Source organism: Streptococcus sp. 9903 (assembly GCF_013276625.1).
Classification (GTDB): Bacteria; Bacillota; Bacilli; order Lactobacillales; family Streptococcaceae; genus Streptococcus.
Genome location: NZ_VMLI01000018.1, coordinates 2,065 through 25,222, shown reverse-complemented (window position 1 = coordinate 25,222; position 23,158 = coordinate 2,065). Strand labels below are relative to the sequence as shown.

Sequence of the window (23,158 nt, the reverse complement as noted above, 5' to 3'; positions counted from 1 at the left end):
CTTCTAATGCTGACTTGTCAGCAGATTTCACTTCATACGGAACTTCGACAATTTCTGTAGTACTATCTGCATAAGTCACTACCACTTCGATAGTATGAGTTCCAAGAGCAGTTGGATAAGTTGTACCATCTTTTAAGGTTGCTGACGCTTTATTATCAACTGTTACAGCATCCAGCAATTCTTCATTTGTAGGGGTGCTTCCGCCAACTACTTTGCTAATTTTAGTCGTTTCAACCTCATGTTTTGGAACAGTAACAGTATAGTCACGTGCGGAGCTTTCTGCTTCTCCTGTTCCCTTTGTTGCTATAATTTGAACCATACGATTTGTAGTTCCTAATGTTCCATTCGGAACTACAAGTTTATCTCCTACTTTCTTAACAGCAGTATCTGTAGACGCCCAGCTGTTTTCACTTGTAAGAGTGACAGTCTTCGTTCCATCATTTTCTGTAGGAATATTAAATGTAACCTTATCTGCATCTGTTGGAACACTGAACTCATAATCACCATTCATTTTCGCCTTTGACGTCAATTCTGCTGGTTTCGGATGTTTTATAACTACTTCTGAACTACTATCAGATTCTGTTCTATCACTACCAGAAATATACACAACTTTGGCGATGATTTTTGTACCTGGGGCAAGACCTTGAGTTAACGGAACTGAAATATTATTTTTCGTATCGTAGTTACCCTCTTTATCTACCACTGTTTCACCAATCTTAACAGGAGCTTTAGTAGTGTCAGTTGCATCATAAAGTTCTACAGTCGTTCCGCTATTCACGTTGTTAACTGTCAAGCTTGTTGCACCGGTTGTTGCCCCTTCTACTGTCGGCGTTAATGGTTTAACTTCAAATGTTACATCAAATTTTTCAGAACGATACCAATTTATTTGACCGTTATCTCCTGCCATAAAGACTTGAATACCATCTTTATACTTACCAAGGTAATTTGCTTTTTGTTTTTCAGAAGTTCTACTATAACTTGCATATTCTGAATAACCGTTACCTGATGTTGATTTCCAAGCAGAAGATGTCCTTGGTGAATTAGACAAAAAGTAAGTCTGAGCATTATTACTTGTTCCACCAAAATCCGTTCCAAAAGTAGTTGTTACATGTTTCGTTAGAGGAACAGCATGATAAACTTTCAAATTGATATCAATAGTTTGCTCCACACTTTCTTCTGTACCATCAGCATTTGTTACACGATAAGTAACTTTTACGCTACCTTTTGTATTCTCCCCACTTTCGTTTGTTGTAACATTTGTACTTGGTTTATTATCCCATACTACCGTTACACCATCTGTTGGTTTATTTACATTAGCGTTACTCTGATTTTTAAACTGTACATACCTTTCAGGCTGTTCTCCTTCAGGCAACGCCTGATTTAGCAATGTTGTAAATTTATCTTTTTTAGCTACAACTGTTGGATAAACCGTTACTGGTACACTTACTTCCGTTAGAGGGCGTGTTTGATTATTCGTTTCTGTCTTTTCAGAGATGAGCAATGTTGCAGTGCGTGTTCCTACTGTCGTAAAATCAGGTGTTTCTTTCCAAGTAGCAGTCAAATAGTTTGGAAGTGTTGCCGCTTGTCCATTTTCTTGATAGTTCAAGAGACGCTCTGGATGATTTTTCAATTCACTAAACGCGTCATTCCCTGCAATTTGTTTGATAGATTTTCCTGTAAATGTACGATTCTCTACAACACTGTATTCTCTAGCATCACTTGTTTGACCAAAGGCTGTTTGAGTTACAGTGACTTTATTTGTCGAATAGCCAACTTTATTATTTTGTTCTGTTTGGTGTAGGTAGGTACCTTCTGGAAGATCATAAGACCAAGTTCCATTAGTAGGAGTGATAGTTACTTCTGTATTATCTTGGAAATGTAATGTTACCTTAGTAGCACCATTAACAGCCGTACCTGAAATAGTACGATCAGTATCTCTCAACTTATCACCAGAGGTTGCTGTGATAGTCGGTGATTCAAGTTTAACCGTCTGATTTCCTTCTACCGTAACCATGGCTACATCTGGAAGTGTAACCAATGTCCTACCATTCTCCTCTACAACTATGTTTGTAGCTGTTGGATTTAATTTCTGAACAGATGCTCTAACTGATTCTTTTTCAGTACTTGTTAAATCAGTAGTATTTTTAACTGGCGTTTTTTCAGGTGTTACAACTATTGGAACATTCACATCTTTGGAACTTCCATCCGTATATGTCACCTTAACAACTACCACACCACCATTATCCGGTACATCACCAACAACATCCTTAGCTTTTATATGCACTTCTTTCACAGCTGCTTTTATCTCATCTGCTGTATGAACTGCATTTTTAACATTCCTTATCAATGCTGTGACTTCGGGTTTATACTTCTCAGACTGATTCTGTTCACGAACATTCCCGTTCAATCTTGCTATCGGGATTGTATCTCCTGTATTAACACCTGCTCCTGCATGACGGTAAGTAACATCACCATTTGTTGCAACCTGTAATTCAGCAAGATTAACTGACGGATTAGCTTTCTTGACAGCTGCTTTTACAGCCTCTATTTCTGTAGAAGTCAAAGAATTTGGATTAACAACTGGCACCTGATCAATTGATGCTAATCCTGACCATGCTTCCGTTTCGTATGAGTCTACTTGACCGTTTAGATTACTTTCATGACGAACTACAACTCTGTCTCCAGCACGAAACTTCTCTGAACCTGCTAATGTAACTGTGATACTTCCGTCACCTGAAATACTAATAGTACGATCATTACGACTGTTAGTATATCCGTTATCAGTTTTTGTGAGTTGCATTCCGACACCACGAATACTTAAATGAAGTTTATCTCCAGTTGACACAGGAGTTTCTGGTTTGATTGTAACAGTGTTGTCACCTTCATTAAATGTTGAAGTAATATCAACTGGTTTAACTTCTAGGATAGGGACTTTCACTTCTTTTTTAGAGTTATCAGAATACGTTAATTCTACCGTAACAACCTTCTTACCATTATCTTCTGTAATAGCTCCATTATTTTTAATTGCTTTTGAAGTTGGTGTCGGTTGACCTGCTGGTATCGTAATCTTACCTAATACACGATCATTTTGCGAAGTTGCTATACGCCCTTGTACAGATGCATCTTTTTCAGCTTTAACAGAAGCTGTTGTTATAGCTGGTTTTGATTTATTAGCATCAGTAGTATTTAACGGAACTTCTACTATATCATTTGAACCATCTGGGTATGTCACACGTGCAGTTACAAACCAAGTTCCATCAGGTTTGGTCTGAACATTTGCATTTGTCATCTCAAATGTTAAGTTTGTTGTATTATTACGTACGTTAACTGTCCCTCTATCCGTTGCAAAAGTTAAAGTATCTTTAACCTTATTAAATTCGGCTGTAGTCAAGCTAGTGTTCGGCTGTGTAATATCACGTTCAATTGTTACTGTAGATACAGACGGCGTATATTTCACAGCTTGAGTTAAGATTTTAAAGACCACACGCGTTGGATTTGAGGCATTATTTGGTTGAATTTGTTTCAATTCATTGCCTGAAGCATCCATAGTAGAAACAAAGCGAGTAATCAAAGTCTGTCCATTGGTCCATAGCGCACTACCATTTCTAGCATCCACTTTACCGGTAATGAAGACCTCTTTTGGTGCTGTAATCTCTAAATTATTTTGAAGATCTTGTCTATTATATTCTAATCCATAAGACAAATGAGCACCTATTGCATCAGCATATAGAAGAACTGTTCTTAATTTCCCAGAATCATCATTGAATGTTCCTAATCGAATAGGATTCGCTGTTATATCCTCTGTAGGTGTTACATATACAACACGATCTCCGTTACTCTCTACAGCTGTATATACTGAATCAAATTCAAATGTTGGAGGTATTTTATCCCCTATTTTTGCATTTTCAGATGTAGTTGTACTATCTAAACCTTTAGCTGTGACTTTAGCTGTAACAGTAGCGCTATCTTTCACTGCACGATCCTTAATCGTTACTGTCCCTGTAGTTTCATCAATAATCACTCCATCTGCCGGCGCATTGATTAGTGTCCACCTACCATTTGTCTTCTGAGCTGTCACTGTTACTGGTGCACCTGTGGACGTTGCTGTATTTGTATAGGTTATACTTAAATCATTCGCATTCGTTTCGTTTGAATTCGTAATGACTACATCACCATTGTCTTTTGGTGTTACGACTGGCGCTGTTGGCTTTAATTCAAAGGTAATCGTTTTTTCTATATAACGACGACCATTTATCTCTGTATTATCACCAGTTTGACCAGACACCACTGTACCAATACCCTCTACTCCTGCATAATTTTGAGGGAAGTAAGCTCTGGCTTTCACTACATAGCGACCAGGATCAGTATATCTTAAGGTACGTGTTGTGGTACCAGTCGCCTCATCTACATAACGGAAAGTCATATTTTGAGGGAAATTTCCCGTATCTTGACGATTATTACCATCATTTACTGTTAAAAAGTGATTTGGATCTGGAATATTTTCCCCTTTAGTCACAGGTACCGTAATAGAATCAACATTCGGTTGCTCCGAACGTCCTGTTTCAAAGTCTAAATCAACCACCTTAACACGAAACTTCACTTCTGCCTGATTACCAGATGAAATACCATTTGTACCATCTGATACTTTTAGCGTAACTATAGTAGTTCCTAACTGGGCATCTGTTGCTACAGTTCCTTTAATTATATGTTCAGCAGGTGTTTGTTCTGTCTTACCAGTTAACGTTAAGCTATCATTATTCGTACCAGTCCCACCAAATGACACCCCACTTGGCAATCCATTCATGTACTGAACATTAACACGTCCTGCTATTTCATTATCAAATAAAGTCAATGGTAATTCTAACTTCGCACCACGGAATACAGTAACAACTGGAGAACTTGATTCATTAGCAGACAGTATACTTACTCTATTTCCGTCTGATTTATTAGTTAATTTAACCGTCGGAGGCGTCTCCTCGGTTACATTGAATACAACATTTTTTTCAACCCTTTCCGGTGTATAAATGGTTACATTCTTACCATCAATTTCCTTCTTAGTCGGTCCTCCTGTAGGGAATGTTGTAACAACTTTATAATCTGTATTTCGTCCTGCACTTGTTAAACGAGTCGTATTAGGTACTTCACTAGTATTCTTAGTCCACTTATATGTCGTACCATCTGGAAGATAAGTATCTGAAGGAGTGGAATTAGTTTCCCCAACTGCTCCTATAAATTCACTAGCATTTCCTAACTCTGAGTTTAATGTAGCTGTTTTAGGGCTATTTTTCACTTCAAGATCCGCAATTACGTACTTAAACTTATATGTTCTTTCATTGTTTAATGCATCTTTCACGACAACATTAGCTTCACGTTCACCTAAAGGAGCATTCTGTTCAACAGTGTTATTAGTTGATAATGTATACGTTGTACCATTATTCATATCCCCAGTTTTCGGCGCATCAGTCCCGCCTTGTTTGTTGAACCATACTCCGTTTGGAATTCCACTTGCTTTTAAGTAAGTAGTTTTTCCAGAATTATCGTTCACTTCAAAGGTTGGATTAAATCTTGCCCCTCGATAAATGACAAATCGATTATCATCTGCATTTTCTGTCAATGCGACACCATTCATTTTCACAGTCGGAGCTTCCTTATCACTCTTCTCGACCGCTACCTTGATGTCTTCTGTAGAAAGGTCTGGGTATGTAATTATTGCCCCTACATAATAGGTACCATCAGCATCTCGCTTAATTGCACCATTTTCTTTCATAACTATTTCCAAGTCAGTTGTATCATGGGATACTTTTACATCACCTTTAGTCGTAGTAAACTGAATCTTGGACTTAATCGCAGTAAATTCATCTTGACTCACCGTCTGTCCAGCTGCAGTAATATCTTTTGCAAGAGCTTGTGTCGCTACTATCGGTTCATATTTAACTGCTTGTGTCAATACTTTTAAGGCAACACGAGTTGGATTTGTGATACTTGCACTGAGCTCTCTAACAAAATTATCCGAAGCATCTGTTGCGACAATATAACGAGTATACAATGCATCGCCATTACGCCAAGGTCTATTACCATTTTTCTGTGTTAATTTACCAGTAACTGTAATATCTCTTGGAGCAGTTACTTCTTGATTGTCAGTCTTAACCAAGTCATTATAAGTTAATCCAGAACCTAGCGCAAAACCTAGATTATTCTGTTCGGATAATCTCACTTCACGTAATTTACCTGAGTTATCATTCACAGTAGCTAATGTTATAGAACCATTGTCTAGGTCTTCTGTAGGGGTTATATAAGCCACACGCTCACCATTGACAACTTCTGTATATTTCTCATTAAATGTAATCGTTGGTAATACGCGCTCACCAACATTTGAAGTTGCACTTGTGGTTGTGCTATCTATATCATCAACTGTCACTAGTTTAGCTGTAACGCTAGCATTATCCTTCACTTGACGGTCTTTAATAGTGACTTTCCCAGTAGCACTATCAATAGTCACGCCATCAGAAGGCGTACCATCGCTTAATACCCAAACATTTCCCGTTTTTGTTGCCGTTAGATTCTTTTGAACATTATTTTTATCTGTATAAGAAAAGCTCAATCGGTTAACATTTGCTTGATTTGTAGGACTCACTATCACATCGCCGTTAGTTTCAGCAGACACTTCTGGGGCTGTCGGTCTAACTTGAAACTCTATATCACGAGCTATATAAGTACGTCCTGTAATTTCTGAAATCTTATCTCCAGTTGCATTAGTTGGAGTTATCGGCAATCCCTTAGTCGAAACTGTATTCGTTGGGAAGAAAGCTGCTGCTTTTACATTATATTTTCCTGGAGTCGTGAATTGTAAGTTCGTTTTAAATTCAGTTCCATTAGTACCTGTAATATAACGGAAAGTCATTCCTTGCGGAAGGATATAATCACTTCTTCGAGTTCCTTCTGTACCTGTTAGATAAGTGTTTGGATCAGCAGTATTTTTATTTAAAGTTGCTTCGGTAACAATTTTTTTGTCATTCCCACTAGATGAATACCCTTGTTCAAATGCAACATCTAGCACACGAATATTAAATTTGACTTCTTTTTTATTCCCTTGATCCACATCTCCATTAGTAGCATCAGATACTTTCAATGTAACAGTTTGTACTCCAAGATTTGCATCAGAAGCAACTCTACCTCTCACAGTATAAGTACCAGGTGTAGTTTCGGTTTTACCACTTTCCTTAATTGTCGTAGAGGTAGTTACATTTTCATTACTATTGAACGACACACCCTTTGGAAGACCAGCTTTATAACTAATATTCACTTTTCCTGTGCTAACATTGTCATAATACTTTAATGGTAATTCAAGTGTTGCTCCACGATAAACATCGACTGTAGTAACAGAAGCATCATCAGTTAATGTAACTTCTTCATTACTTCCTTTGTTGGTTAATTTTACAGTTGGAGCTTCCATATCTGATGGAACAGTAGTCGTGCTTGCCTCACTTAATCCAGTTGTATTAGACTTTTGCTGTGCAATAACCTGCGTTCTCGAACGAGCAACGCCAAATGGAATCGTAACTGTTGCAGTTCCATCTGTGCCATTAGTAATTCTAACATTCGAGTCCGGTTGAGCTAAACTCCAGTTTTGATTATTTTTGTTTAAAATAGTATTCTGAGTCGCTCCGTTTTCAGTCACATATGAAATAATTGCTGCATTTGCATCGTTTCTCCCGATTGTTGCAGTCACATCTCCTGTTGAAGTTGTGACAAGTTCTGGTTTTGTTGCGAACGGAACAATTGGTGTTGTGGCATGGATAGATTGTGTACTAAGAGAAGATTGTACTCCCCTATATACCTCATCTGTATTCTCTCGAACAAGAGCCATTACCATTCTGACATCATCTGTCCCCAAAGCCTCTTGTTTATAATTTTCTGGTCTAAAAGTAACTTTCCCGTCTTCTCTCAATAAACTCGAAGCTACAATTTGGTAATTTTGCGCAGGTCTAGTGAATTCATTCTCGTTATTCGACCCACCTTTTACTAGAAACACTTTCCATTGAAGACGATCATCACCTACTTGAGTTGTTGTATTTGCTGGATAAGTAAAACCTTGACCCTCAATAATAGGACGCTCATTTCCCGTTTTTTCTGACTTCCCTTTTAAATCATCATTTGTTGTTTTGAAATTTCCTGCCAACGGTGGCAACACAAGTGTAGCGGTTGTTGTCAATTCGTTTCCGGTTACGGTTGTTGCAGTAACTGATAAGGTGTGAAGTCCTGATATATTTTTATTGAAATTTCCACGTGCTGCAATGGTCATACTTGTGGTTCCTGTACCTTCTTTTACCCAAGTAACTCCCAGACCATCTGCACCACTTATGCGAATATCTTTAATCTTATCAGCACTCTTAGCAAGAAACTTAATTCCACTACCACCAACCTGTTGATCCAAAGGCCATTTAATAAGCTTATCGTTTTTAAAATCCCGACCATTCAGTGTTAAGCCCACTTTCAAATCTGTATTTTTAAAATCTGCTTCCGCGCTAAAATCAGTTGTTTTCGAACGTTGCTTAGCAAATACATGGGTGTTCAATGCAGCTGTCCCTGCAGTCATATGAACAGTTGCAGTTCCATCACGATTATCAACGACTGTTACTGTAGAGTTAGCATTGCTATTATCTTTATTCCAATAGCTATCTTGTCCTCTGGTAAATGCGACAACCTGTTGTCTACCAGCTGCGTCTGTATATCGAACTTCCGCTTTTGTAGCTCCCTTTTGACCAATGGTTGTCGTAATACTATCATCTACATTTTTTTCAATGATTGGCTTTGTTTCAAAAGGACGAGCAACTGCTGTTTTTTCATTTGACGGATCAGAAAAGACTAGATTAGTGGTATTTCCGTTTTGTGTATACGACTCACCCTTAGCTACGGTTTTAACAAGATAAGTACCTATACCAACTTCAACATCTTTGAAACGTGCACGACCGCTACTATCTGCCGCAGCTCTTTTTACTTCTTCAAGTTCTCCATTCGCCAACTTACGATAGAGAACCATTTCAACCCCTTTGGTTCCATTTGTTGCCTCAACTGTTACTCTCTTTCCAACAGAATCAGTGAGTTCTGTTGATAGAGATGGAGTTTTCGGTTTGACAACAAAGGTCAGTCCAATCAGTTCTGATGAACCATCTCCTGTCGGACCATCAAATTTTCTTTCAAGCACATAGTTCGTCGCTCCTGGTGTATCCATTATCTGTCTTGCACCAGAATAACCGACTAACTCTGTTCCCAATTTATAAATTTTATAGGTCGCAGGTGCACCATTTGCTTGGTTAGCTTCCACTTTATTACCAGAATTTATAAGATATGATGTATAATCTATCGTCTTAAAATAGGGATAATTGGTATCTCCAACTGTTATCAAGGTATCTGTATCAAAAGGTTTATCTGCCTTGACACTAAATACACCAGAGACTACTTCTCCTCCATTACCGTCTCCAAAGTTGGTAACACCTCTTTTTCCTTGACTAATAAAAAATACCCCGTCTCCCTGCGTTTCTGCTGGATATTTCTCAATCAAGTCAACTTCATCATTTGTTCTAGCGTACCATTGGTTAATCAATTGACGAGTAGAACCCTCAACACGCTTAAGTCCACTAGCAAAAGTTAAAGAACGTAAATCACGTGAACCGTTCGTTTCAAAAGTAATCTCATAAGAACGATCATCCTCACGATCCAACTGGAAAGTATATACATCTTTGACATCTGCCATAATACGAGAGAATTTCTCGTTTGAATACTTTTGAATATTGGGATCAGTTTCAATAACTCTATCACGATAGTAAAATCCTCTGTCTGTCAAGTGCGCTGCACCATGAGTTGCTTGTCGCGCAATACCTTCTAAGGTACCTACATCAAATTGCTGTGCTGCAGTTGTCCCAACTACTGATATTCTTGCATTCGTATTGTCTTTCGTACCTTTTTGAACATCTTGAAGCCTAGCACCTCTAAAAGGTGAGTTCTGAGGAAGATTTGCAAAGGCGTTTGCTAATGCATCCTTCAGCTCATTTTCTCCTGGAGCAACAGATGGTCGTTCTATCAAAGAACCACCATTTTTATTAAACGTTTGAACCGCAACAGTTCCACTCCTTAAAGTTTGCCCTTGTGGCAATGTAAAGTAAAATTTATTTACCCCTAGAGTCTTGTGTTCTCCATTGACAACAATCTTCCAACGCAAACCTGTATCAGTTCGTCTTACATCTATATGGAAATTTTTATAAGCCTCTGAAATTTGTCCGCCTTCATAGTACGGGGTACCTACTCCACCTTTTGAGTAAAATACATAAGTATATTTAGAGTAAGGAGAACCGTTTTGACCATTTTCAAAGAAATATCCTGTCTTACTATTATACGTAGCAGTCTCTATATGAGCCGCTCTATCCTGCCCTGCCGCACGTCTCGTACGAGTTGGTGCGCCTGCTGGTATCGAGCGGAAACCTGACCATCCTGTAGCGTTGGTACGCGGTTGAATGGTTACATTGTTTTCACTTGGAGTTGCAGGTCCTGTTACCACTCCTGCATTTGCTTCATTTTCAGCAAGAACTCCTTCGATCAGTTCACGTGATTTTTTCAGGTCTGCTAAGGCAGCATTAAAATCTTCTTGACTGATGGTATCGCCTTTAGAGAAGGCCTCATTGAACTTATCAACAGCTGCCTTCGCTGCTTGGATCTTATCTTCCGACGCATTGTTTGCTCGGAGTTGATTAGTGATAAACTCTAGCTCATCTTTTAGGTCATAAACACCATTTTTACCTTCTGTGTTGGTGTAGGTTGGGAGCGTCTGTGGAGTCGTTTGAGAGCCAGCTCCAGAACCTGTTGAGTCTCCTCCAGCAGATGGCGTAACTTGATTTTCATCTGATGTAGGCTCGCTCAAAGCTCTTCTACGACCTTTTCCTCCACTTGGTTGCGCAGTCGTAGCTCCCTCTGGAGTAGCAAGTCCAGTAGATGCCAAACCTGTAGATGTCAGACCTGCTTTTTCCAAGATTGTTGGAGTTTCTAGGCTAGGTGTCAAGGCTTGATTGACACGGCTCATAAGCTCAGCCATCAGTCTTGCTTGCTCATCAACCTGCGCTTGCGTCGCTTTTGGATCTTCCAAAACTGCCTTAGCTGCTGCTAAACGCGCTTCCACTTCAGCATGAAGTTCCTGCATTGAGCTAAGCGTTAGGTTTGCCAACAAAGCTTGCAAATTGCTTTGGGTTGATTTGGCTGCTGTCGTATCAGCGACGGTCGGCTCTTCTTGCTCTCTTACTTCTCCTGCTTGAGAAGGTTCTTGGCTAGCTGGATTTGTCTCTGACTGAGCAGAGTTAGACTCAGCTACTGCTTGCCCTTGATTTGTTCCCTCAGCTGGTGCTTCTTGCGTTTTCACCTCATCAGGTGCTTTAAGTTCAGCTGGCTGGTCAGTTAAAACCTTGTTCGAGTCTCCCTCATCCGAGCTTCCTAAATCACCGTCTGCCTTTCCATCAGACCCCACCGTAGCTACTTCATTTGCCGTAGCTGGAGTGATGGGTTCATGCGCTGCTACTGCCCCGTTGGCAAAGAACATCAATGCTGCAACCGCGACACTGGCAGCACCAAAGTGGTATTTTCGAATCGAATATCGGAAAACCTTTTCTTTGTTATATTTTCCAAAGTCCATGAAATCTTTCTCCTTTTTTGTAAGTTGTTTTGAAAACAAAAATAGCCTTATCATCTTCAAACTCACATGATATTAAATAGTATTGATAGCACTATTTAACCCACTGCACCCAGTGTACAGTCTAGTAATAATTATACCATACCCCCCCCCCCCCGAATTTACCATCTAATCATCCAAAAATCTTGATTTTTAGAGAATTTTTTAGTATATGCTTATTATATTGATTATAGATATACGCTTTTTTGATTTATTTCCTAGAAACTAATAACTTTTCTATATCTTTATTTATGAAAATTTTAGTATAATAATAGTTATAATTGGCTGATTTTTAGTAGTGTGAATATATTAAATATAATTTAGAAACCAAGTATGGATTCAAATTTTAGTTTGAAAAACCTCCCTATTTTGGGATTGGAAGAGCTTATCATCAGTTTCTGAAAAATGTCTAAGACTTACGGGACTTGTTCGATACCTATTTGTAGCAAGATTAAATGGTTAGCTGGTTAGAAATTGAATTGTTCAGCTTTTATTTCATCTCACTATCCCCTGTTCCTAGAGCCACCATCTCCCTATTCCTTTCTTTGACGATTCTCATCTCCAAAATCACTCCTATCCCTAGAGCGCTTTCAGCCCTTACCTCATGATAATCAAGCTTGGAAATATAATAGATTGAAATAAAATATGAACAAATTAATAAGGGGATTTTAAAGTATTTTCTAACAATGCTTTAGAAACTATGATGTGCTATTCTAAATTCAACTCACTATAAAAAGCAACTAAAACAAAATGAAACAAGAATCAAACAAATTGGTCTTGGAATTTAAATCAATTTATAACAATATTTTAAAAGACCCTTGTACTATCCTAGATTCAGCTCATTATATTTGTTCTAAATCCATTGATTATCATTCTACTCTTATCCTCAATCTAAGATTAGTATTTTGAGCTATCCTACATAAGTCTCCTGGCTTGCTTTTTGATTTTTGTTTATAGGATATTGAATTTGGAATAGTTCACTAGTACTTCTAAAACATTGATAGAAATTACTTTGACTTTCCTGACTGATTTGTTCAGTTCTTATTTCATTCATATATGCTATGCATTAACCGATAGCGGATACCTACGGAGAACTTGCCACTCAGATGTAGGACCTGCCCATCATACAAAAAAACAGACTTCATCCCACAAAGAGATAAAATCTGTTACTATTTTCTACACGATATTTCCTAATTTTTAATCCAGCAGTTGGTCTGCCTGACTGATGGCTCGCTCGGGGTACTGGGTAAAGGGCTTGTTCCCAAAAAACTCCAACCAGGGCTTGCAAACCTCGTCTTTGCTGGTTTCTCTGTATTTTTTAGGTCTTATTTATGGTGGTCCTTCAATAGCGCCTCAAACTCAGATACTGATATACCCAACTGCTGGCTGGCAACCTCAGAAGTCAGAAGTCCTTGGCGAACCATATCTAGGAAGGCAAAAAGTTTTCCACGTTCAAGTCCTTGTTCTAAACCTTTTTCGATGCCTTGTTCAATCCCTTCAGCTCGTCCACGTTCAAGACCACGCTCCAGCCCCTGTTCGATACCTTTTGCTCTAGCTTGTTCCAAGGCATAGTCCTGTGCTAATAATGCTTGTTCTTCTCGCATACGTAGTTGACTAAACATTTTCCTATCCTCCTCGGACCAGCTCTTATAGTCCAGCAGTTGATCTGCTTGGCTGATGGCTCGCTCGGGGTGCTGGGTAAAGGGCTTGTTCCCGAAAAACTCTAACCAGGGCTTGCGAACCTTGTCTTTGCTGGTTTCTCTGTATTTTTTTAGTTCCAAGAACGCCATCTTTACTAGATGGTTTTCTTGTCCGTTATTGGTAATGGTTAAAACCTCACCTGTCGTGTCCTCGCGCATACTAAAACTATGAAAAGCCAAGTCATCTGAGAAGTAATTGCTATCCACAATAGCGATAGCATATACTGGTGCGATGTGTTTGTAACTCTGGTGTGTATCACCTTCTCGTTGGCGAATTTTTTCAAGATTTTGATTAACCTGACTGCACAGGTAAGCCCACAGGCGATTGATGAAAAAATTCTGATGATGTACCTGAATCTCAATGATAACCTGTGTCCCATTGTCCAACTCTGCCAAAACATCTATACTGGTATAGAAATCCTGCGCCGAGTAGGGCAGGGAAGGCAAGACGTGAATGTTGCTTCCCTCCAAAATGGTCACATTTTTGGCTGGCAAGTCCAGCATATCGCGAATAAATTGACAAGTGATTTCTGGGTTGCTGAAAATTTTCTTAGCAACCAAGTCATTAGTTGGGCTAATGCCCGGATGTCTGAGAATCATCCTTTTCCTCCTTCTATTATAGCACATTTTTTAATCTAGGTTTGCTAGATTCTATGCTTCTATCTATTTATTCGTAAAAGAAAGCTTTTCTTCAGAAGAAAGCTAATCGCTTATTTGAAATTTTTTCCCCTCTGTTGGATAGTCCCGTCTATCTATGTTATAATGAAAGAAGGATTTAAAATCAGAAAAGGAGTATCTATGCTAAAATTAGGTGTCATCGGAACAGGTGCTATCAGCCACCATTTCATAGAAGCAGCCCATGCTAGTGGGAAATACCAGCTGGTCGCAGTCTATTCTAGGAAACTTGAAACCGCATCAACCTTTGCTTCTCGCTATCAGAATATCCAACTCTTTGATCAATTAGAAGACTTCTTCAAGAGCTCCTTTGATGTGGTCTATATTGCCAGTCCAAACTCCTTGCATTTTGCTCAGGCAAAAGCTGCCTTGTCTGCTGGTAAACACGTCATTCTTGAAAAGCCAGCTGTCACGCATCCACAAGACTGGCTGGATTTGGTTCAAACAGCTGAAAAAAATCACTGTTTTATCTTTGAAGCAGCTCGTAATTACCACGAGAAAGCTTTCACTATCATCAAAAACTTTTTAGCAGACAAACAAATTTTGGGAGCAGATTTCAACTATGCCAAGTATTCATCCAAAATGCCAGATTTGTTGGCCGGGCATACGCCCAATGTCTTTTCAGACCGTTTTGCTGGTGGAGCTCTTATGGATTTAGGGATTTATCCTCTCTACGCTGCTGTTCGTCTCTTTGGAAAGGCTCAGGACGCAACTTATCAGGCTCAACAGCTTGACAATAGCATGGACCTAAATGGAGATGGTATCCTCTTCTACCCAGACTATCAAGTTCATATCAAGTCTGGGAAAAACATCACTTCCAATCTTCCTTGCGAGATTTATACAACAGATGGAACATTGACTCTCAACACCATTGAGCATGTCCGCTCAGCTATTTTTACCGACCATCAAGGCAATCAAGTCCAGCTCCCTATCCAACAGGCTCCTCATACGATGACTGAGGAAGTCGCTGCATTTGCACAGATGATTCAGCAACCAGACCAGACACTCTACCAGAATTGGCTGGATGATGCAGGCTCTGTTCATGAGCTACTATATACCATGCGCCAGACTGCTGGCATTAGATTTGAGGCAGAAAAATGAAAAGCAAACTACCGACTGAATGGCAAGAACTGAGCGACCAACTCGGTTTCCAAGAATTTACCCCCATTCAAACTCAACTATTTGAGCCCCTTCTTGCTGGAGAAAATCTTCTAGGAGTGAGCCCAACAGGAACCGGTAAGACCCTAGCTTACCTCCTACCAAGTCTTCTCAGACTACAAAAGAAAAAAGCGCAGCAACTCTTGATTCTAGCACCAAATACGGAGCTTGCTGGACAGATTTTTGACGTATGTAAAACGTGGTCAGAAGCCATCGGCTTGACAGCCCAACTCTTCCTATCAGGTTCAAGTCAGAAACGCCAGATTGAACGCTTAAAAAAAGGACCAGAAATTCTGATTGGAACTCCTGGCCGTATCTTTGAACTCATTAAATTGAAAAAAATCAAGATGATGAATGTGGAAACCATCATCCTGGATGAATTTGACCAATTGCTCGATGATTCTCAGATACACTTTGTCGAGAAAATTACTCACTACGCACCGCGTGACCACCAACTCATCTACATGAGTGCGACGACCAAGTTTGACCAAGAAAAGATTGCACCTAACACACATACTATTGATCTTTCTGACCAAAAATTGGATAACATCCAACATTTCTACATGCAGGTAGACCAACGTCACCGAGTGGATATGCTACGAAAACTAGCTCATGTGGAGGATTTCCGCGGTCTAATCTTCTTTAACAGCCTATCAGACCTTGGAAGTGCAGAGGAAAAACTACAGTATCGGGATATATTAGCTGTTTCCCTCGCTAGTGATGTCAATGTTAAATTTAGAAAAGTCATCTTAGAAAAGTTTAAAGATAAGCAACTAACCCTGCTTCTTGCAACAGACCTTCTGGCACGTGGAATTGATATCGATAGCCTAGAATGCGTCGTAAACTTTGATGTTCCTAGAGATAGCGAAACCTACACCCACCGCGCTGGTCGTACTGGCCGTATGGGCAAGGAAGGTTATGTTATCACTCTCGTCACTCATCCAGAAGAACTTAAAAAGCTCAAAAAATTTGCTACTGTTCGAGAAATTATCCTAAAAAATCAAGAACTCTATATTCAATAAAGCCCCCATTGCTCTATACACATCCAGTGTATGGAGCTTTTTTATAAGCAATTCAATTTTATACTCTTCGAAAATCTCTTCAAACCGCGTCAGCTTCGCCTTGCCGTATGTATGGTTACTGACTTCGTCAGTTCTATCCACAACCTCAAAACAGTGTTTTGAGCTGACTTCGTCAGTTCTATCTACAACCTCAAAACAGTGTTTTGAGCTGACTTCGTCAGTCTTATCTACAACCTCAAAACAGTGTTTTGAGCAGCCTGCGGCTAGCTTCCTAGTTTGCTCTTTGATTTTCATTGAGTATTAGTTCAATATCTGAAAAAAAGAACCTTGCAAAGCAAGATTCTTTTAGTGTCTGACTTAAATAATTGTTCTTCTGGGAACTAAATCGAATTAAGCTTCGATTTCTGTAACCATACCTGAACCAACAGTACGTCCACCCTCACGGATAGAGAATGTAGTACCTTGTTCTACGGCGATTGGGTGGATCAACTCAACGTCGATTGTCACGTTATCACCAGGCATTACCATTTCAGTACCTGCTGGAAGTTCGATTGAACCTGTAACGTCAGTAGTACGGAAGTAGAATTGTGGACGGTAGTTGTTGAAGAATGGAGTGTGACGTCCACCTTCTTCTTTAGTAAGGATGTAAACTTCACCTTTGAATTTAGTGTGTGGGTTGATTGAACCTGGTTTAGCGATAACTTGTCCACGTTCGATTTCATCACGTTGAACACCACGAAGAAGGACACCTACGTTATCTCCGGCAAGACCTTCGTCAAGTTGTTTACGGAACATTTCAACACCAGTAACAACTGCTTTTTGAGTTTCTTCTTTGATACCAACGATTTCGATTTCGTCGTTGACTTTAACGATACCACGGTCGATACGTCCTGAAGCAACTGTACCACGTCCAGTGATTGAGAATACGTCCTCGACTGGAAGAAGCAATGGTTTGTCAGTGTCACGTTCTGGTTCTGGGATGTACTCATCAACTGTGTTCATCAATTCCATAACGATGTCTTCGTATTTAGAGTCACCTTCAAGAGCTTTAAGAGCTGAACCTTGGATAACTGGAAGATCGTCACCTGGGAAGTCGTATTCTGACAATAGGTCACGGATTTCCATTTCAACCAATTCAAGCAATTCTTCGTCGTCAACCAAGTCAACTTTGTTCATGAAGACGATAAGGTGTTTAACACCAACCTGACGTGAAAGAAGGATGTGCTCACGAGTTTGTGGCATTGGTCCGTCAGTTGAAGCTACTACAAGGATAGCTCCGTCCATTTGAGCAGCACCAGTGATCATGTTTTTAACGTAGTCCGCGTGTCCTGGAGCGTCGATGTGAGCGTAGTGACGTTTTTCAGTTTCGTACTCAACGTGCGCAGTGTTGATAGTGATACCGCGTTCGCGTTCTTCTGGAGCAGCATCGATAGACGCATAGTCTTTAGGTTGGTTAACTGATGAAGGCAAGCGACGTGCCAAAACAGTTGTGATAGCTGCAGTTAGGGTAGTTTTACCGTGGTCAACGTGTCCGATAGTACCAATGTTAACGTGTGGTTTACTACGATCGTATTTTTCTTTTGCCATTTGAGTAAAAGCCTCCAATAAAATATATTTTATAGATAGACAGTAGGCAATACAGTCTAACTTTCCTTACTATTTTATCAAATTTCAGCTAAATTGCAAGTGTTTTACAACGTTTTTGTGAATTATTCTTGGTAAAAATTTAACTAACTATATAGAAAGTACTAAATAGACTTATCCTTCGAGGAGTTTTCAGCATTATTCATCCACTCACTTGCTGAAAATGCAAACAGTCTCTGGTTTATACTACAAAAGCAAACTAGGAAGCTAGGTATAAGTTATTCACAACATCAGTTTAATACTCTTCGAACATCTCTTCAAACCACGTCAGCGTCGCCTTACCGTAGGTATAGTTGAGACTGGTCAAAAAGTCTTTGCAATCAGAAAAACATATAGTATCAGGTCTTGAGAAATCTTGGTACTATGCGTTTTATGGGAAGATTTACTTCATTTTCTCCTAAAGTCGAGTTTTTGCCAAACCTCTTCATCTACAACCTCAAAACATTATTTTGAGCTGCCTGCGGCTAGCTTCCTAGTTTACTCTTTGATTTTCATTGAGTATAAGATTGCAGATAAAACGATAAGGACGTCGGTCGAAGAATAGCCCCCCCTAATCGCTTATTTTATGGCAAAATGAAATAAAAACTGAACATCTTGTTAAGGAAGGCAAATCAATTCCTCACAATGTTTGAGAAAGAAGGGCTGACTATTCCAACTTCAACCAACTATAAAGCAGACTTACAAGATAGGGAACCCATCTCCGATAATATATAGTAGAATGAAAACTGCACAATTTGATTGGGGAATTCAAACCAATTTCTCACAATGTTTTAGAAACAAGGATCTATTATTTCAACTGCAAGCTACTATAGCCCATTAAAGCTGAATAGCCCACTGAGACTTCTAAACCACTGCTGGAGAGAAGTTTGTTTAGACTTTCTTTCATTTCCTAGAAAATCAAAAAGAGAGAACCAATCTGATCCTCTCTTACTTATAGATGGTGCTCACTCAAATGTTAAAGGAGCTATTTCTTAGAGATAAAGGAATTTGAATACAGCTACTGCCGCAATTGCTGCTACAATAGGTGCTACTACTGGTACCCAAGAATACCACCATTTTGAATCGCCTTTATGCTCACCAAGAACTGATTTTGGAAGGAAAGCATGAAGGAGACGTGGTCCCAAGTCACGGGCTGGGTTCAAGGCAGGTCCTGTAGGTCCACCAAGTGATGTTACCAAGGCCATAACGAGGAATCCAAGTGCCAAGTGAGCTACAGAAAGTCCTGAAGCAGTGTGTGGAGCCACCTGTGCTTTAATAGCCAAGTCAGAAAAATCAACTGTTTGTCCTGCTTGTGTTGCCATTTGTTTCATGTATTGAAGCACTTCAGCACCAAAGAAGTTTTTAGTCAAACCAAGAGCTGCAAAGAACAAAACAAATGAACCAACAAACTCGTTTACAAAACCATTAACAGTTGCTGCATAGCGACTTTCTTTTGTACCATGGTCAATACTTGAAATAGTTGAGAAAGTTCCCAAGATGTTATTTGAGTTTTCAGTTTTCAAGTAGAATGGGCGGTGTGTTGCCACAACCAAGGCTTGACCAAAGATAGCCCCCAAGACTTGCGCGATAATGTAAGGTACCACTTGTGCCCAAGGGAAAAGACCGCTAACTGCAAGTCCTAGAGTGAAAGCAGGGTTGATGTGGTTCCCAGATACGTTACCAAACATCAAGGCTGGGATCATAACCCCCATACCATAACCAACAGCGATGACGATCCAGCCACTTTGGTGACCTTTCGTACCTTTAAGTTCAACGTTGGCAACTGCACCATTCCCAAGAATGATCAAAATGGCAGTTCCCAAAAATTCAGTGGCATACTTTAGTGCCCATGTGAAATCCATTTGCTAGATTCTCCTTAAAATTTTTTAGACATTCCTTATTTTATCAATTTTTACCCTATTTAGCAACTAGTTTCTGGAAAGATTTTTTAAAAATAATACTCTTCGAAAATCTCTTCAAACCACGTCAACGTCGCCTTGCTGTAGATATATGTAACTGACTTCGTCAGTCTTATCTGCAACCTCAAAACGGCTATCTTGGGCTAAGTAAGACAGAGAAATATCTTTTTTCTTATTGATTTCTCCGCTAGTTGGCTCCTCTTCTCCAACCAAAATCTTCAAAAGAGTAGACTTACCTGCACCATTTTTCCCAACAAGAGCAATCCGGTCTCGTTCATCAACTTGCAGATTGATATTATCAAAAAGAACCTCTCCTGCAAAAGAACGTTCAATTTTATTAGCTTGTAAAATAATCATACAAGTAGTATAGCATGTTTCCCTAAGGCATTCAAGATAATGGTCTTAACCCAAATATCCTAGAAAAACCGACTCTGTTTATGCTTGGTATTAAAAAACATTTGGATTAGAAATTCTATTTATTTTGCAAGATAGATGGTAAAACATTTTTACTCGTTCACAAGAGTGACTCAAACTCGGCGACGGTCATACCCAACTGCTCACTCGCAACCTCAGAAGTCAGAAGACCTTGGCGAACGAGATTTACTAGACCTACTTTTAATCCCTGTTCAATGCCCTCTGCACGACCTCGTTCTAAACCTTGTTCAATGCCTTCCGCCCTAGCAGTTTCCAAGGCATAGTCCTGTGCTAACAAGGCCTGTTCTTCACGCATACGTAGTTGACTAAACATTTTCCTGTCCTCCTCGGACCAGCTCTTGTAGTCCAGCAGTTGGTCTGCTTGGCTGATGGCTCGCTTAGGTTCTTGGGTAAAGGGCTTGTTACCAAAAAACTCCAACTACGGCTTACGAACCTCGTCTTTGCTGGTTTCTCTGTATTTTTTTAGTCCTTATTTGTGATGGCCTTTCAATAGCACCTCAAACTCAGCCACAGTCATACCCAACTGCTGACTGGCAACCTCAGATAGCAGCAGACCTTGGCGAACGAGATTTACTAGACCTACTTTTAATCCCTCTTCAATGCCTTCCGCCCTAGCTGTTTCCAAGGCATAGTCCTGTGCTAACAAGGCCTGTTCTTCGCGCATACGTAGTTGACTAAACATTTTCCTGTCCTCCTCGGACCAGCTCTTGTAGTCCAGCAGTTGGTCTGCTTGGCTGATGGCTCGCTCGGGGTGCTGGGTAAAGGGTTTATTCCCGAAAAACTCCAACCACGGTTTGCGAATGCTATCTTTGCTGGTTTCTCTGTATTTTCTTAATTCCAAGAACGCCATCTTAACCAAATGGTTTTCTTGTCCATTATTTGTGATAGTTAAAACCTCACCTGTCGTGTCCTCTCGCATACTAAAGCTATGAAAAGCCAAGTCATCTGAGAAGTAGTTGCTATCCACGATTGCGATAGCGTATACTGGTGCGATATGTTTGTAACTCTGGTGTGTATCACCTTCTCGTTGACGAATTTTTTCAAGATTTTGATTGACCTGACTGCACAAATAAGCCCACAGGCGATTGATGAAAAAATTCTGATGATGAACTTGAATTTCAATGATAACTTGGGTTCCATTATCTAACTCCGCCAAGACGTCTATACTGGTATAGAAGTCCTGAGCCGAGTAAGGCAGGGAAGGCAAGACATGAATATTGCTCCCCTCCAAAATGGTCACATTTTTGGCTGGCAAGTCCAGCATATCGCGGATAAATTGACAAGTGATTTCTGGATTGCTAAAGATTTTCTTAGCAACCAAGTCATTGGTTGGGCTGATGCCCGGATGACGTACAGTCATGTTTGCTCTCCTTTCATTATAGCACATTTTTTAATCTAATTTACTAGATTTGATGCTTCTATCTATTTATTCGGAAAAAGAGTAGAAAAAACAAAAGAAATCTCAAACTTTATAGCAAAATGAAATAAACTCTGAACAAATAGGATAGTAAAGTCGAATCAATTTCTAGCAATATTTTATAAGTTATAATGTTCTATTCTGAATTTAAGATAACATATAATTTAAAGAGACTGGGCCAAAACTCAACTTCCGGAAAAAATGAAGTAAATCTTCCCACAATAAAACGCATAGTCTCAAGTTTTTCAATACCTGATACTATGCGTTTTTCTGATTTGAGAGGCTTTTTCTCAGCCTCTTCTTAATCTTAGCTTTTCTCCACCCCACTACAGTTGACAATGAGCCAAAAAAAGAAGATGACGAATCATCTTCTTAAAAACTATGAGTTTTTAGTCTTCTTTTTTCTTGAAGAATCCTAGTCCTAGACCAGCTAACAAGGTCATGATACCAGCGCTAGCCAAGCTAGCATTAGCTTCTGTACCTGTGTTTGGCAATTCTGCTTTATCAGATGTTTTCGTAGATGTTACACTATCTACTGTCTTTTCTGATGTAGCTGTAGCCACTGCTTCACCTTTTTGTTCTGAAACTTTAGATGGTGCTGGGCTTGGAGTTTGGTCTTTTGGAGCAGGAGTTTGAGCTTGCTTGGTTCTAAACACATGAACTGTCAAGTTATCTCCCTCACGGTGACTCTCAACAAATTCATAGCCTGGAACTTCACCTGCTTCTTCCTTATCAACTGATGGAACCTTCAAGTCTTTTCCGTTTTCATCGCGCCATACTGTACGAACCGCTGGAGTTTCAGCTTTGTTTGGTTTTTCTGGCGTTGAAGTTGATGGCGAACTTGATGGAGTCATTGGATGACTAGTTGGGCTTTCTGGTAAAATTGGAGTTCCATTCGCTACTTTCTCAAATGTATGCGTCAAAATACCTTCTTCTAAGCGACTAGATAACCACTTGTAGCCTGCAATTTCGCCAGCCTGTACTTTTTTGCCAACTACTTTTTCCTTAATCTCCTTACCTGCTGTATCTACCCATAGCGTTACTGGATGCTCTGGGTTTGCTGCTTCGATTGATAAAGCAGCGTATACAAACGGAGTATAAACACTCGTTTTATGCTTGGCTTGAGCTTGGACTTTTTGTTTATTGACAACTGATTCTCGTGGAATGGTTACAGTACCTGTTTTCTTGTCTAATGTAACATTTTCAGGTTGTTTATCTAAAGTCCATTCACCAGTAGGTTGCTTGGTAAGAGTTAGAACTTCATTACCAGAGCCATCACTCTTAGGATAGATAATTTTGACTGTATCCGCATCTTTTTTAGGAGCTTTTACTTCGAAACTTGCTTTATTTGGTTCTTCCACAATAGCGATAGTCGGCGGAGCTACCTTAAGATCTGGTTGGTCTTCACCTTCAGACGGTTGGACTGGTTGAGCTGGTGTTTCCGCAGGATTTGTTGGTTGTTCAGGTTGTGGAGTCTCCGGTGTTTCTCCTGGTTT

General features: G+C 39.7%; 9 protein-coding genes and 2 pseudogenes. 2 read left to right on the top strand and 9 right to left on the bottom strand.

The features are described 5' to 3' along the window. Both HT696_RS07840 and HT696_RS07835 read right to left on the bottom strand, forming a co-directional pair. On the bottom strand, positions 1-11,677 hold an 11,677-nt coding region (locus tag HT696_RS07840; protein WP_173283515.1), incomplete at its 3' end, for a Rib/alpha-like domain-containing protein. A 1,361-nt stretch (positions 11,678-13,038) separates the two neighbouring features. Beyond that, a complete protein-coding gene (locus HT696_RS07835) occupies positions 13,039-14,013 on the bottom strand; it encodes an Rpn family recombination-promoting nuclease/putative transposase (protein ID WP_173283514.1) in 975 nt (324 codons plus the stop codon). A 198-nt stretch (positions 14,014-14,211) separates the two neighbouring features. Between HT696_RS07835 and HT696_RS07830 the strand changes: the two genes are divergently transcribed. Then, on the top strand, positions 14,212-15,189 hold the full coding sequence (locus HT696_RS07830; protein ID WP_173282857.1) for a Gfo/Idh/MocA family oxidoreductase: 978 nt from the start codon (positions 14,212-14,214) through the stop codon (positions 15,187-15,189). Then, complete coding sequence (locus tag HT696_RS07825) at positions 15,186-16,268, top strand: DEAD/DEAH box helicase (protein WP_173282858.1); 1,083 nt, start codon at positions 15,186-15,188, stop codon at positions 16,266-16,268. Before HT696_RS07830 ends, HT696_RS07825 begins: the two co-directional genes overlap by 4 nt. Here HT696_RS07825 and HT696_RS10775 read toward each other — a convergent pair. From HT696_RS10775 to HT696_RS07790, 7 genes and pseudogenes are all read right to left on the bottom strand, one after another. After that, on the bottom strand, positions 16,239-16,562 hold the full coding sequence (locus tag HT696_RS10775; RefSeq protein WP_240150254.1) for a hypothetical protein: 324 nt from the start codon (positions 16,560-16,562) through the stop codon (positions 16,239-16,241). The two genes, HT696_RS07825 and HT696_RS10775, sit on opposite strands and share 30 nt — an antisense overlap. A 96-nt stretch (positions 16,563-16,658) precedes the next feature. Beyond that, entirely contained in the window at positions 16,659-17,855 is a 1,197-nt protein-coding gene (gene tuf / locus HT696_RS07815) for an elongation factor Tu (RefSeq protein ID WP_001040724.1), read from the bottom strand. A 1,028-nt stretch (positions 17,856-18,883) separates the two neighbouring features. Beyond that, positions 18,884-19,753: an aquaglyceroporin Gla gene (gene gla, locus HT696_RS07810; protein WP_173213591.1), complete on the bottom strand. Its 870-nt coding sequence runs from the start codon at positions 19,751-19,753 to the stop codon at positions 18,884-18,886. 180 nt (positions 19,754-19,933) lie between these two features. Further along, positions 19,934-20,167 (bottom strand): annotated as a pseudogene (locus HT696_RS07805) (ATP-binding cassette domain-containing protein); the annotation flags it as partial. Between the two features lie 157 nt (positions 20,168-20,324). Further along, positions 20,325-20,711: pseudogene (locus HT696_RS07800) on the bottom strand (hypothetical protein); the annotation flags it as partial. A 3-nt stretch (positions 20,712-20,714) separates the two neighbouring features. Then, a complete protein-coding gene (locus HT696_RS07795) occupies positions 20,715-21,605 on the bottom strand; it encodes an Rpn family recombination-promoting nuclease/putative transposase (protein WP_173283512.1) in 891 nt (296 codons plus the stop codon). A 446-nt stretch (positions 21,606-22,051) separates the two neighbouring features. Further along, positions 22,052-23,158 (bottom strand): LPXTG cell wall anchor domain-containing protein (locus HT696_RS07790; protein WP_173283511.1); only part of this gene is annotated, 1,107 nt, incomplete at its 5' end.